The following is a 13,948-nucleotide window of genomic DNA, read 5'->3' on the forward strand; positions in this document are numbered from 1 at the left end:
GGTGGGTTTGTGACAACCTGCCCAGTTTATGCCGCGCGCGTCACGTCCTGCGGGGTGACGCGCAGCCATGGCGCCAGCGCCTGCTGCAGGGCCGGGAGTGCAATCGGTTTGCCCAGCAGGCATGCGCCGGCAATGGGTTCGCCAATCTCGGCGTGCGTGCCGTAGCCCGACATGAGCAGCACATGCAGATGCGGTTGCGCACGCAACAGGGTGCGCGCCAGATCGGCTCCCGACTGGCCGGGCAGCGTGAGGTCGGTGAGCAGCACGTCAAAACGCTGCGTGCCGGTCAGGGCGAGCGCGTCTTCGGCGTTGGCGGCGGCGGTGCAACGCAGGCCGAAGGCGGTCAGCATGGCGTGCATGGCTTCGCGCGAGAGGGCGTCGTCCTCCACCAGCAGCAGGCTGGCCGCGTCGGCGCCCCGCGTGCAGGTGGGTGTGGTGGCCGGCGTGGTGGCCTGTGGTAAGGCGGCCTCGCGATGCTGATCCAGCACGCTGCGCACGGTGCGCGCGAGATCATCACGCCGATACGGTTTGCCCAGCAGCACGACGCCCGGTGGCACGCCTTCGCCATGTGTGAGTTCGTCACGGGTGTAGCCGGACACCAGCAGCACCGGCAGCGGTGGCACGCGCCGGGCGGCGTGCGCGGCCAGTTCGCCGCCCTTGAGCGTGCCCGGCATGATGACGTCGGAGAAGAGCAAGTCGATGGGGGTGTCGCCGTTGATCAGCTCTAGCGCGGCGTCGCCGTTGGTAGCGGTGAGTACGCGGTAGCCGAGTTGGGCCAGCATGTCGACGGCGGTCAGCCGCACGTCGGTGTCGTCTTCCACCACGAGGATGGTCTCCCGGCCGCCCACGGGCGTGGCCGTGGTTTCGCGCAGGTCGGCGGTATCGGCTGGTGCAGCCTCGGTGCAACGCGGAAAGTAAAGCTGCACAGTGGTCCCCTGGCCGACTACGCTGCGGATGCTGACATGCCCGCCGCTCTGCTTAACGAAGCCGAACACCATGCTCAGGCCCAGGCCAGTGCCGTGCCCGTCGGGCTTGGTGGTGAAGAAGGGCTCGAAGGCGTGTTCGACCACCTCGGGCGGCATGCCCACGCCGGTATCGGCCACGGAAAACACCAGGTAGTCGCCCGGTGACAGCGCGTCGTGCTCGTGCGCTTGCGCCGCATCCAGTGTGACGTTGTTTGCGGTGATGGTGAGCTGGCCGCCGCCACGCATTGCATCGCGCGCATTGATGGCGAGATTCAGCAGCGCGTTTTCGAGCTGGTTGCGGTCGGCCAGCACGTTCCACAGATCCGGGGCGAGGTGGGTTTCCACCTTGATGGTTTCACCCAGCGCACGGTGCAGCATTTCGCTCATGCCCGCTACCAAGCGTGCCGGTGCAACCACCGCTGGGGACAACTGCTGCCGGCGGGCAAAGGCCAGTAATTGCGCGGCCAGCGTGGCGCCGCGCTGCACCGCACGCGTGGCCGCAGCAATACGGTGCTCGGCGCGCGCGTTGCCGGGCAGTTCGACGGACAACATCTGCAAGTTGCCGGCAATCACTTGCAGCACGTTGTTGAAGTCGTGCGCCACGCCGCCGGTCAGGCTGCCGATGGCTTCCATCTTTTGCGCTTGGCGCAGCTGTGCTTCCACCTCGGCTCGGGCGGACAGGGCATCGGCCACGCGTTGCTCGAGCGTTTCCGTCAGTTGGCGCAGGGCCCGCTCGGCGCTTTGGCGTTCGCGCTCGGTCTGCACGCGTTCGGTGGTTTCCACCACGATGGCAAGCACGCCGGTAGGCGTCCCCTCATCGTCGGGCAGCGGGCTGTAGTACAAGTCCATCCACACGTCTTCGGGGCGGCCGTTGCGCAACAGCACGAGGCCCTTGTCGCGGTACGACAGCGTGCCGCCAGCCAGGCACGTGTCCATGACGTGGCGGTTGAAATCTGCCACCTCGGGCCAGCCGAGCTCGACCGGGCAGCCGAGCAGATACGGGTGCCGCCCGCCAGCAAACTCGGCGTAGGCGTCGTTGTAGACCATGTAGCCTTGCCGCCCCCACAGCATGACCAGCGGCACTGGAGACGCCAGCACCGTCTGCACGGCGGCCTGCAGGCTGTGGGGCCACGCGGCGACGGGCCCCAGCTCGGTGGCCGACCAGTCGAACGCGAGAATGCGCTGCGCCATCTCCCCATTCCAGCCGGAACAGTCGTGGTGATGCGCGAGAAACGGCATGGGATCTCCTGTGTGGCCCGACGTGCTGGTCATTCTAGAAAAGCGCGCACCCGCTTGGCAGTGCCGGCAAACAAGCCGGGGCACGCAGAAAACATGCCTAGGGCCATCAGCAGGCTTGGCGGGGGCTGACTATCATGAACGTCCACGCGCCCATGGCTCGCTATGGCGCCTCACCTTGCCCCTCACCCAGGAGACCCCATGAAGTTGATCGGCATGCTCGACTCTCCCTATGTGCGCCGTACCGCCATTTCGCTCAAGCTGCTCGGCCTGCCGTTCGAGCATGCGTCGGTGTCGGTCTTCCGGCATTTCGATCGGTTCCAGGCCATCAACCCCGTGGTCAAGGCGCCCACGCTGGTGTGCGATGACGGCACGGTGCTGATGGATTCCACGCTCATCATCGATTACGCCGAGGCCGTGGCCGGGCGCAGTCTGTTGCCCGCGCCGATTGCCGCGCGTCAACGTGAATTGCGCGCGATCGGTCTGGCGCTGGCCGCGTGCGAGAAGGCGATACAAATCGTCTACGAGCACAACCTGCGGCCGACGGAGAAGGTGCACGGGCCGTGGGTCGATCGCGTGCATGGCCAGTTGCTGGCGGCAGTGGACGCGCTGGAGACCGAGTGGAAAGACGTGCCGCTGCCGGTGGAGGCAGGCGAGTTGACGCAGGCCGGTGTGACGGTGGCCGTGGCGTGGGCCTTTATCCAACTGATGGTGGCGGATCGGGTGCCGGCGGCGGACTACCCGCGCCTGGTAGCGTATTCGGTGGCGGCGGAACAGCTGGGCGTCTTTCGTGACACCCCCATCGACGCAACCTGACGGCGCTCAGGCCGCCTGCGGTTCGATCGTGGCCTGCCGGTACAGCCCGCCTACCAAATCCGATTCGGTGATGATGCCGGCCAGTTGGCCATTGGCGTCAATCACGGGGATGTGGTGGTGCCCGGCGTTGGCAAACAGCGGCACCAGGTCGGACATGGGCGCAGTGGCGGCAATGATCTGCACGTGCGTCTTCATGTGGTCGGCCACGCGCGGCGGGGTGAGCGCGCCGATGCTGAACCAGTGGCGCAGGGTCTGGCGCAGGTCGCGTGGGTTCAGGCCGAGCAAATCCGCACGGGTGACGATGCCGATCACGCGCTGCCCCGCATCCACCACCGGCAGCGCCTTGATGCTGTGCTGACGCAGCAGTTGCAACGCACGCGGGATCGACGTGGCTGGCGTGGCAGCAATGACCGGCTGCGACATGATGTCGGCACAGGTGAGTGCGTGGAAGGTGCGGCGCAGTTTCTCTTCTCGAGCCTGGAGCTGCATCTCGCGCAGCACGGCCTCGATGTCTTCGGGGTCGATGTCGAGCAGCTCGCTCTGGCGGCGCAGCGCAGCGACGATGTCGGCCCGCGTAAAGCCGGCAGTGGTGGGTGGGCGCTCTGCAGCCGGCAGGCGCTGTGCGTGCGGATACCGGTGGCCCGTGGCGGCGTGGTACACCAGCGCGCCCACCAGCAGCAACGCCGACTGAATCAGGATCGGCTCGGCCACAAAGCGATACCCCAGTGCATGCACGGCCGGCCCGCCAATCACCGCCGTCAATGCCACCGCGCCCGAGGGTGGGTGCACGCAGCGCAGCGCAAACATGCCGGCAATGGCAATCGATACGGCCAGCGCGGAGGCCAGCACCGGATCATCGACCAGCAGCGCACACGTTACGCCCACGGTGGCTGCCACCAGATTGCCGCCGATGATCGACCACGGCTGCGCCAGCGGACTGGCCGGCACCGCAAACAACAGCACGGCCGACGCGCCCATGGGGGCCACCAGCAGCGGGATCAGCGTGGATGCGCCGGGCACCAGCTTCATCATCGTGCCGGTCAACAGAATGCCAACGAGCGCGCCCACGGCAGAACGCACGCGCTCGCGCCAGCGAATGGTGACAGGGGCGGGGACAAAACTGTGGAGCCAGCGACGCAGGGCGCTGCGTTGGAGCGGTGGGGCAGACATGGTCGACGGACGGCGATGGCCCGCGAACACGGCAGAGGCTTCACCAGAGTCAAAAATTGTGGCGTGAATTCTATCACGCTGTGACATAACGGCAGGGCGCGGCACTGCCCGCGACATGCCTGCCCGACGTGCCCAACAATGGGGCGCAACCGTTTGCGTTCTGTCACGCAACCGTCACGCGAATTTCATGGGGCGCGCCGAGACTGCTGGGCTTTTCCAGCGTTCTGCGGGCGTCGGCCCGCTTGCCCATGTCTGCTTTTGCCCGTCCCGTTCTTGCCCGCCCGCGCGTTTGCGCCAGGCTCGTTGCCCTGTTTGGCGCGCTTGCCCTGACCGCGTGCGGCGGTGGTGATGACACCTCCACCGCACCGGTGGCCACCACGCAGGCCATTCCGGCGCCGCCGGCGGATCCGGGCTTTGTCGACACGGCGGCGGTGACCAGCGGCGTGCCCGCGTTCGTGGACAACATCGCCACCAACCAGCGCGGCGACGCGCGTTACGCCACGCTCGGCACCAATGCCGGGGTGCGCCTGTTCACGCGCTTTCTGGACCTCTGGCAGCCGCTGACGGAAATCGTCGACGCGGGGGTGTCGGCGCCGGCCAATGGGTCGTTCCCGGCCGTGGTGGCCTCCACCTGGACGGGCCTGCCCAACGACGGCACGGCGGGCGGCACGCAGCTGAATCTGCCGGTGTTGAACGCCAACATTCAGTACGTGGTGAACGCCACCACCAACCGCACGCCGGCCCAGGCCGATGCGGCCTACTTTGACGACCGCCGCGGCAAGGGCTACAGCGTGACCGACGGCATGGGGCCGCTCACCACTGCGTGGCGCACGCTCACGCAGCAGACCACCAGCATCACCTCCGTGCCGGCCGATGCCAACACCGTGCTCTACAACGACAGCGGCAACAACACGGGCGTCGGCACCTCGGGCGGCAATGCCACCTTCGGCAAGGTGGTCGACCTGATCAACACGATGGGCAACAACGCTTCCACCGAGCCGGCCAAGCGCTTCTACAAATACGCGCGCCCGTACCGTTGGAGCAGCAGCGTGGTGGTCGCGCCGACCTTGGTGCCCGCCGAAAGCACGACGCCCGGCACCGATGGCGGCTTCATCAGCGGCCACTCCGCCGAAGCCATGCGCGATGCCGTGGCGATGGCGTACCTGGTGCCCGAGCGCTTCCAGCAGATGCTCACGCGCGGCACGGAGCTGGGCGAGAACCGCATCCTGGCCGGCATGCACTCGCCGCTGGACGTGATGTCCGGGCGCATGCTCGGCATTGCCGCCGTGGCCGCCAACTTGAACGATCCGGCCAACGCCACGCTCAAGGCCACCGCCTTCACGCAAGCGCACACCGCGCTGATGGCGCAGACGGGCACCGACGCCACCAGCTTCCCGGCGCTCGCGCAGTCCGGCACGACAGCCACCGACCGCTTTGCCGACTACGGCACCAACCAGGCCAACTTTACGCGCCGCATGACCTTCGGCTTCACGCAGATCAACAGCGCAGCGTTGGCGCCCGTGGTGCCCAAGGGCGCTGAGGTGCTGCTGGAAACGCGCTTCCCGTACCTGAGTGCCGATCAGCGCCGCGTGGTGCTCAAGACCACCGAGTTGGCCTCCGGCTACCCTGTTCTCGACGATGCTGAAGGCTGGGGCCGCCTGAACCTGTTTGCTGCGGCCGATGGTTACGGCGCCTTCAACGGCAACGTGGTCGTGTCGATGGATGCCAGCCAGGGCGGCTTCAACGCGGCAGACACGTGGCGCAATGCCATCTCGGGCGCGGGCAAGCTCACGCTGCAGGGCACGGGCATGCTGCGTCTGGCGGGCGCCAACACCTACACCGGAGGTACGCAAATCGCAGGCGGCGTGCTGGAGGCCGATTCGGCCAACGCATTCGGCGCGGGCGATGTGTACCTGGGCGCTGGCACGCTGGCCGTGAATGCACCGGCGGCGGTGGCCATTGCGGGCAAGTTCACGCAACTGCAGGGCACGACGCTCAACCTCGCCATCGGCCCGAACGGCCAGGGCAAGCTGAGCGTGGCCGGCCTGACCACGATTGCCGGCGGCACGCTGCACGTGAAGTTCGTCAACGGCTACACGCCCAAGGTGGGCGACACCATCGCCGTGGTGGATGGCGCGGGCAGCAACCGCCAGTTCTCGACGGTGATGGTGGACGGCTTCAAGGCCACGGCCATCTATACGGCAACAGGCATCCAGATTCACCTGGATGCCTGAGCGCTCACTTGAGCGGTAGCAACACGTCCGTCACGGCTTCGTGCTCGGGCACATCAGGGTAGAAGCGCACGCGCTGGAACAGCAGCGGCGCGTCGCGCAATTCCTCGCCGCTGGCGGGCAGCCATTCGGCATACAGGTACGTGACGCTCTGGCCGAGCGTGTCATCCGAGCCTGTGTGGCGCAGCACGGCGTAGCGCCCGCCGGCCAGGGTTTTCGGTATGACGCCTGCCGCATTGGGCGCCACCGGCTCGCGCACGGCCGCGCAGATATCCATGCGAAACGCTTCGGGCGGCACGTCGTCGGGGTTGTTGTAGACGATGTTGTACGTGGCAGAAACGCTCGGGTGCAGCCGGTGTTCGCGGCGCCAGGCGATGAACGTGCGGATGGTCTGGCCGAGGCCGGCCGGGTCGCCATGATGTTCGGTGGCGGCAACAGGCACGTCTTCGCGTTCAACGATGTCGACGGATTGGCTTTGCGGTTGTACGGGCATGTGTTCACTCCTGAGGGCGCGTAGCGCGTGTAGATCGGTGGCCCAGGTGCCCCATCGCGGCGTGGTCCGAAAATCCGTCGGCGATTGTCCCGCCTGCTTGCGGAACGCACGCGTAAAGGCTTCCGGCGCCTCGTACCCACATGCCAGCGCAATGTCGGTGATGCGCGCAGCGTCGCGATACGCAAGCTGATGCGCAGCGCGCTTCAGGCGCAGCAACTGCACATAGCGCCCGACATTCATGCCGAACAGCAGCGTGAACTGGCGGTGGAAGTGGTACTTCGAGAACGCGGCCACCTCCGCCAACTGTTCCACGTCGAGCGCGTCTTCCAGGTGCGTGTCGATATGCGCCAGTACGGCGCGCATGCGGGCGAGGTAGTGATCGGTGGCGGTGGTCGTCAATTGGGATGGGCTCCTGGGTGGCGATACGGTAGTGGGACCATGTAGACCGCGCCTGATCGGGATTTCTCGATTGTGATGTTGCAATACCCCACTTAAAAGGGGGGCATGGAGCACGCGCTTGCTTGATAGCATCCCTGAGCCCCGTCGGGGCACCGTCTGCGGGGGCACGGATCCATGTCGATCGCCTGCGCTGACGTATCCGAGTAAATCTCTCATCAGAAGAATCAGGGTATGCAAAACAACAACAAGTTGGGGGGCGGAGCCTTCATCCGCCGAGTTGTCATGGCCACGGCACTGGTTAGCGCGGCCCTGTTGACGGGCTGCGCAAGCACCTACGTCGATACGGCGACCAAGCTGGTGCCTCCATCGGAGATGAAGAAGGTTGCAGACCCGAAACCGGTCCAACTGGTGTTCGAGTTCCAGACGAAGGGCGCGCCCAATCCCCGTGCCACGACGCTGCTCAAGGACACCGTCGCAAAGGAAGTGACCGATACGGGCTTGTTCGCCAAGGTATCGACGGATCCGACGCCCAACGTCGGCATGCTCAACGTGACGCTGAATAATGTGCCGCTCACGGACAACCCTGGCGCCAAGGGTTTTGTGACGGGGCTCACGTTCGGTCTGGCGGGCAGCGCGGTGACGGACGGCTACATCTGCACGGTCAGCTATCTGCCGGCAGGTCAGACCACGCCGATCGTTAAGATGGCGCGCCACGCTATCCACACGACGATCGGCAACGCCAATCCGCCCGCAGGCGTGCAGAAGTCGGCGTCGATGCTCGATGCTGTCCAACAGATGACGCGGGATGTGGTCAGCAACGCGCTGAAGGATCTGTCTTATGACACGGCCTTCAACTGACGCTGGCGCGGTGCACGCGCTCGGCTTGGGGCTGCTGGCCGCCGCCTTGCTTCTGGCCGGCTGTGCCGAAATGCCGATGAGTCCGCCTAAGCCGACCATCGAGAATGCGGCAAAACTACGCGGTGGCAATCCTGCAATTGGCGCGGTCCAGGTTGGCCAGTTCACGCTCGATGCAGGGCAGTCGGCCAGCATCGACAAGGGCGTCAGCATTCGCAGCAACATGGTGCGCTCGCCGGTGGAGGGCTCGTTTGCTCAATACCTGCGCGAAACCCTGCGGGTCGAGTTGCAATCCGCCGGTTTGCTGGATGCCAAGTCTGACGCGGTGATTACCGGTACGCTGCTCGACAGTACGGTTGAAGCGCCTGTGGGCACGGGCAAAGCGGCGCTGGTTGCGCGGTTTGTCGTCACGCGGGCCGGTACGGTGCGCTATGACCGAGCTCTGCGCAGCGAGGCGTCGTGGGATTCTCCCTTCGTGGGCGTTTCCGCGATTCCGCAGGCAGCCGGGCAGTACGAGGCGCTGTATCGCAAGCTCGTCGGTACCTTGCTTGACGATGCTGCGTTTCGAGCGGCGGTTGCCAAGCAATAGCAGAACGCTCGTAGCAAGAGGGGGCCGTTCTTCGGGGCGGCCTTTCTCGTGAACGAATCGCGAATAAAAAAACCGCCCCGAGGGGCGGTTTCCTTTTTGCAGCAACGCAGGCTCAGGCAAAGGCCTTGGCCGGCTCACCCGCCAGGCCGGCCGCTTCGCGCAGCAGCAGGGCCTTGTCGGTGGCTTCCCAGCTGAACTCCGGCTCTTCGCGGCCGAAGTGGCCGTAAGCGGCGGTCTTTTCGTACACCGGGCGCAGCAGGTCCAGCATCTGCACGATGCCCTTCGGACGCAGGTCGAAGTGCTCGTGCACGAGCTTGGCGATCTGGTCGTCTGGGATCACGCCCGTGCCTTCGGTGTACACCGTGATGTTGATCGGGCGCGCCACGCCAATCGCATAGCTCACCTGCACCTGGCACTGACGCGCCAGACCGGCTGCCACCACGTTCTTGGCGACATAGCGCGCGGCGTACGCTGCCGAGCGGTCGACCTTCGACGGATCCTTGCCCGAGAATGCGCCGCCGCCGTGCGGGGCCGCGCCACCGTACGTATCGACGATGATCTTGCGGCCGGTCAGGCCGCAATCACCTTGCGGGCCGCCGATGACGAAGCGGCCGGTCGGGTTCACCAGGTACTTGGTGTCGGCCAGCATGTGCGAGGGCAGCACCGGCTTGATGATCTCTTCGATCACGGCTTCGCGGATGGCCTCTTGCGACATCTCCGGCGCGTGCTGGGTCGACAGCACCACGGTATCCACGCTGTGCGGCTTGCCATCCACATAACGCACCGTCACTTGGGACTTGGCGTCCGGGCGCAGCCAGGGCAGGCGGCCGTCGCGGCGCAGTTGCGACTGGCGCTCGACCAGGCGGTGTGCGTAGTAGATCGGAAAGGGCATCAGCTCGGGCGTTTCATCGCACGCGTAGCCGAACATCAGGCCCTGGTCGCCGGCGCCCTGGTTGAGGTAGTCGTCCGATGCACGGTCGACGCCCTGGGCGATATCCGGCGATTGCTTGTCGTAAGCGACGAGCACGGCACAGCCCTTGTAGTCGATGCCGTAGTCGGTGTTGTCGTAGCCGATGCGCTTGATGGTTTCGCGCGCCACGTGGATGTAATCCACATTGGCCGTCGTGGTGATTTCACCCGCCAGCACCACCAAGCCGGTGTTGCACAGCGTTTCTGCAGCGACGCGCGCGTATTTGTCCTGGGCGAGGATAGCGTCCAGGATGGCGTCGGAAATCTGGTCGGCGACCTTGTCGGGATGGCCCTCGGAAACGGATTCCGAGGTGAAGAGGAAGTCGTTTGACACGGTTGTAAGCTCCAGAATGGCGAACTTGCTATTACGCGCCATCCGTTTGAGCCACGGCCGGCGACGCTTTAGCGGTATTTAGTAACCTTGCCCAGGTTTGTGACCCGACAAGGATTCGCCCCGCAAGTTGTCAGTTAACTCGGCGAATCGCGCTATTATACGCGGCACTTTTTCGGGCCGCAGCACCGCCGGCCAAGACCCTGTTCCCCTGTCGACTGCGACCAACACATTGCTGCGACCGCACGCATGACCTTCCTGTTCTGGCTGTTTTCACGCTTGCCCCTATCCGCGCTGCAGGCGCTGGGCGGCTGGCTGGGGGCGCTGGCGGCCAAGGTGCCCGGCCGCTATCACGACCGGCTCATCGCCAACTTCCGCCACGCGTATCCCGATGCCACGCCCGCCATGCTCAAAGAAGCTGGCCGCTCCGCCGGCCGCATGGTCTTCGAGATGCCGTACTTCTGGGTGCGCAAGAACGGGGCGGATGTTGCCCCGCACTTGTTCAACGCCTGCCGCCCGATCATTGAGCGCGCGCTTGCTGATGGGCGCGGCCTGATCTTCCTGACGCCGCATCTGGGCTGCTTTGAAGTGCTGCCGCAGGCCTACGCGCGTGAGCATCCCGTCACCTCGCTGTTCAAGCCGCCCCGCAAGGCAAGTCTGCGCACGTGGATCGAAACCATGCGCGCGGGACCGAACATGTCCATGGCGCCAGCCGACCCGCGTGGCGTGCGCATGCTGGTGCGCGCACTCAAGCGCGGCGAGGCCGTCGGTATCCTGCCCGACCAGACCCCCACCGCCGGCGAAGGCGTCTGGGCGCCGTTTTTCGGCAAGCCCGCCTACACAATGACGCTGGTGCACCGCCTGCATCGGTTGACGGGTGCGCACGTGGTCGCCTTGTTTGCCGAGCGCCTGCCGCGTGGTGGCGGCTATCGGCTGCACGTACACGACATCGGCGATTTGCCCGAAGACGCCACGCAGGCCGCCACCCGCATCAATGCCGCCATCGAACAGTTGATTGCCGTGGCGCCGACGCAATATCTGTGGGGCTATAACCGCTACAAGCGCCCCAAGGGTGCGGACGCGCCGCCCGCCGCCTGACACCGCTGCCTTTATGGAACGTTTCTCCGCCAAACTCGGACTCGGCTTTTTGTGGCTGCTGTCCTTCCTCCCGTACGGTTTCGTCGCGCGTTTTGGCGAGGGGCTGGGCGGGCTGCTGTATCGCATTCCCAATGGCCGCCGCCGCGTGGTGCTGGCCAACTTGAAGGCGTGCTTTCCTGAAAAGTCCGACGCCGAGCGCGAGGCCATGGCGCACGAGGTCTTCCGCAAGGTCTTTCGCAGTTTTGCCGAGCGCTCGTTTGCGTGGTTTGCATCGGAAAAGCGCTTGAACCGCGTGGTGAAGATCGACGATCAGGCCAACCTGCCGGCGCTGCACGGTCAGCCGCACATCCTGGTGACGCTGCACTTGTCGGGTGTGGAGATCGGCGCGCTGGCGCTGACAGACTATTTGCGCAAGAACGTCGGTAACGCGGGTTGCTCGCTGTACACGCGCATGGCCAACCCGGCGCTGGACGATGCCATCAAGGCGTTGCGCAGCCGCTTTGGCGCGACCATGGTCTCGCGCAACGAGAACATCCGCCAGATCATGCGCACGATCAAGCGCGGCGAAGCGCTGCAGCTCATCTCCGACATGGATTTCGGCGAGCGCGACTCGGAGTTCGTGCCGTTCTTTGGTGTGCCGGCGCTGACGCTCAACGCCATCCCGCGCATGGCATCGATGACCGGCGCCAAGGTCGTGCCGATGTACACCGAGATCCTGCCCAACTACCAAGGCTACGCGCTGCGCATCCTGCCCGCGTGGGAGAACTACCCCACCGGCGACCTGACCGCCGATACGCGCCGCATGAACGCCTTCTTTGAAGACGCCATCCGCCCGCGCATCACCGAGTACTACTGGGTGCACAAGCGCTTCAAGCACCGTCCGGAAGGCATGCCGGGCATTTATTGACGCCGGGCAACCGCGGCCCGGCTCGCTTTAGAATGGGCGTCTTCCGAACGCTCATTGCCGCTCATGTCACCTTGGGCGGCCTACCACTGTGAAACTGCACTTCACCAAGATGCACGGCGCGGGCAACGACTTTGTCGTGCTCGATGGCATCCAGACCCCGATCGATTTCACGCCCGAGCAATGGGCGGCCATTGCCGATCGCCACTTTGGCGTGGGGGCAGATCAGCTCCTGCTGGTCGAGCGCTCGACCCGGCCCGATGTCGACTTCCGCTACCGCATCTTCAACCACGACGGCGGCGAGGTGGAGCACTGCGGCAACGGCGCGCGCTGCTTCGTCAAGTTCGTCACCGACCGGGGTTTGACCGACAAGCGCACCGTGCGCGTGGAAGTCATGAACGGCATTGCCACGCTGACGATGCAGGACGATGGCCAGGTGACCGTCGACATGGGCGCGCCCGTGTTCGAGGCAGCACGCCTGCCGTTCCTGCCCGAAGACCTGCCCACCCGCAGCGAAGGCGATGACACGCTCCACGCCCTGCAGATCAATGGCCGCACCGAGTGGCTGTCCACCGTGTCGATGGGCAACCCGCACGCAGTGCAGGTGGTGGACGACACCGAGGCCTTCCCCGTGCTGGAAGACGGCCCGCTGATCGAATCGCACGCCGTGTTCCCGCGCCGCGTGAACGCCGGCTTCATGCAGATTGTCGATCGTCACTCTGTGCGCCTGCGCGTGTACGAACGCGGCGCAGGCGAGACGCTTGCTTGTGGCACCGGTGCTTGCGCGGCCGTGGTGGCCGGCATCCGCCGTGGCCTGATCGATTCACCCGTCAAGGTGGCCACGCATGGCGGCGACCTCACCATCGCCTGGGCCGGCGAGGGCGAGCCCGTGATGATGACCGGCCCTGCCACAACCGTCTTTGAAGGCACGCTGGATCTGGATGCGCTGAAGCTGACCGCCTCGCACTAACAAACCGCGCGGCCGGCTGCCGCACCCGTCAGAACAACAACAAGGAGATACCGTGGCATCCAACGGCAGGACTTCGATTGGCGAGTGGCGTTACGACGGCAGCAGCAAATTCAAGATCGCCAAGGCCGATGCTTCGGCCAAGCCGTTTTCCACTGGCAGCAAGGCTGGCGACTTGGAGCGGCTCGCCGAGATGGGGCCCCGGCTCGACACGCTGCAGGACGTTCTCTACGCCGAGCACCGCCGCAAGGTGCTGGTGGTCCTGCAGGGCATGGATACCTCCGGCAAAGACGGCACCGTGCGCAGCGTGTTCCGCGAGATGGATCCGCTAGGCCTGCGCGTGGTCGGCTTCAAGGCGCCAACGCCGCAGGAGCTGGCGCACGATTATCTTTGGCGTGTGCACGTGCAAACGCCCGGGAGCGGTGAGATCGTCATCTTCAACCGCAGCCACTACGAGGATGTGCTCATCACGCGCGTGCACGACATGATCAGCGCTGCCGAGTGCAAGCGCCGCTACGGCCACATCAACGCGTTCGAGCAGATGCTGACCGACACCGGCACGACGATCATCAAATGCTTCCTGCACATCTCGAAAGACGAGCAGCGGGCGCGGTTGCAGGGGCGCGTTGATAACCCGGACAAGCACTGGAAGTTCGACCCGTCCGATATTTCGGAGCGCGAACTCTGGGACGATTACCAGAGCGCGTATGAAGACGCCATCAACGCCACCGCCACGCCCCATGCGCCGTGGTACGTGATTCCCGCCAACTCCAAGACCCACCGGAACCTGATGGTGGCGGAGATTCTGCTGCAGACGCTGGAGGAGATGAAGCCGAAGTATCCGGCGGGGAATCCGGAGGTTGCGGGGTTGAAGATCGAATAGCCGGCGGGAAAGAAAAAACCCGGTGAGATCCTTCACCGGGTT

Annotated in this window: 12 protein-coding genes; 8 read left to right on the forward strand and 4 right to left on the reverse strand. The window is 65.5% G+C overall.

Annotation, left to right across the window (positions count from 1 at the left end; all coding sequences use genetic code 11):
• Window positions 1-26: 26 nt before the first annotated feature.
• Window positions 27-2,204, reverse strand: coding sequence for a response regulator (locus ACN9M1_RS00155; protein ID WP_426396350.1), 2,178 nt, complete (start codon window positions 2,202-2,204; stop codon window positions 27-29).
• Between the two features lie 198 nt (window positions 2,205-2,402).
• Between ACN9M1_RS00155 and ACN9M1_RS00160 the strand changes: the two genes are divergently transcribed.
• Entirely contained in the window at window positions 2,403-3,017 is a 615-nt protein-coding gene (locus tag ACN9M1_RS00160) for a glutathione S-transferase (RefSeq protein ID WP_426396351.1), read from the forward strand.
• A 6-nt stretch (window positions 3,018-3,023) separates the two neighbouring features.
• Here ACN9M1_RS00160 and ACN9M1_RS00165 read toward each other — a convergent pair whose 3' ends face one another.
• A complete protein-coding gene (locus ACN9M1_RS00165) occupies window positions 3,024-4,187 on the reverse strand; it encodes an HPP family protein (RefSeq protein WP_426396353.1) in 1,164 nt (387 codons plus the stop codon).
• 248 nt (window positions 4,188-4,435) lie between these two features.
• Here ACN9M1_RS00165 and ACN9M1_RS00170 point away from each other — a divergent pair, with 248 nt between their 5' ends.
• Window positions 4,436-6,421, forward strand: a complete 1,986-nt coding sequence (locus ACN9M1_RS00170; protein ID WP_426396355.1) for a phosphatase PAP2 family protein — start codon at window positions 4,436-4,438, stop codon at window positions 6,419-6,421.
• A gap of 4 nt (window positions 6,422-6,425) precedes the next feature.
• Here ACN9M1_RS00170 and ACN9M1_RS00175 read toward each other — a convergent pair whose 3' ends face one another.
• Window positions 6,426-7,310 carry an AraC family transcriptional regulator gene (locus ACN9M1_RS00175; protein ID WP_426396357.1) on the reverse strand — a complete coding sequence of 295 codons (885 nt, stop codon included), beginning with the start codon at window positions 7,308-7,310 and terminating at the stop codon, window positions 6,426-6,428.
• Window positions 7,311-7,592: 282 nt separating this feature from the next.
• Here ACN9M1_RS00175 and ACN9M1_RS00180 point away from each other — a divergent pair, with 282 nt between their 5' ends.
• A complete protein-coding gene (locus ACN9M1_RS00180; protein WP_426396359.1) occupies window positions 7,593-8,168 on the forward strand; it encodes a hypothetical protein in 576 nt (191 codons plus the stop codon).
• The gene (locus ACN9M1_RS00185; protein WP_426396360.1) at window positions 8,149-8,754 is read left to right on the forward strand and encodes a hypothetical protein; all 606 of its coding nucleotides are present in this window, start codon (window positions 8,149-8,151) and stop codon (window positions 8,752-8,754) included. Before ACN9M1_RS00180 ends, ACN9M1_RS00185 begins: the two co-directional genes overlap by 20 nt.
• A 112-nt stretch (window positions 8,755-8,866) precedes the next feature.
• On the opposite strand, the gene metK is transcribed toward ACN9M1_RS00185, so the two are convergent.
• Window positions 8,867-10,057 (reverse strand): methionine adenosyltransferase, encoded by a 1,191-nt coding sequence (gene metK / locus ACN9M1_RS00190; RefSeq protein ID WP_092974328.1) that lies wholly within the window; start codon window positions 10,055-10,057, stop codon window positions 8,867-8,869.
• A gap of 246 nt (window positions 10,058-10,303) precedes the next feature.
• On the opposite strand from metK, the gene ACN9M1_RS00195 reads away from it, so the two are divergent.
• The 4 genes from ACN9M1_RS00195 to ACN9M1_RS00210 all read left to right on the forward strand — a co-directional run bounded on the left by ACN9M1_RS00195 (window position 10,304) and on the right by ACN9M1_RS00210 (window position 13,906).
• Entirely contained in the window at window positions 10,304-11,152 is an 849-nt protein-coding gene (locus ACN9M1_RS00195) for a lysophospholipid acyltransferase family protein (protein WP_426396362.1), read from the forward strand.
• A gap of 13 nt (window positions 11,153-11,165) precedes the next feature.
• Window positions 11,166-12,059, forward strand: a complete 894-nt coding sequence (locus ACN9M1_RS00200) for a lipid A biosynthesis lauroyl acyltransferase (RefSeq protein ID WP_426396363.1) — start codon at window positions 11,166-11,168, stop codon at window positions 12,057-12,059.
• An 88-nt stretch (window positions 12,060-12,147) separates the two neighbouring features.
• Entirely contained in the window at window positions 12,148-13,026 is an 879-nt protein-coding gene (gene dapF, locus ACN9M1_RS00205) for a diaminopimelate epimerase (RefSeq protein WP_426396365.1), read from the forward strand.
• 52 nt (window positions 13,027-13,078) lie between these two features.
• On the forward strand, window positions 13,079-13,906 hold the full coding sequence (locus tag ACN9M1_RS00210; protein WP_426396367.1) for a polyphosphate kinase 2 family protein: 828 nt from the start codon (window positions 13,079-13,081) through the stop codon (window positions 13,904-13,906).
• Window positions 13,907-13,948 lie beyond the last annotated feature (42 nt).

Origin of the sequence: Ralstonia sp. R-29 (assembly GCF_049913345.1) — a bacterium.
In the GTDB taxonomy this organism is placed as follows: Bacteria; Pseudomonadota; Gammaproteobacteria; order Burkholderiales; family Burkholderiaceae; genus Ralstonia.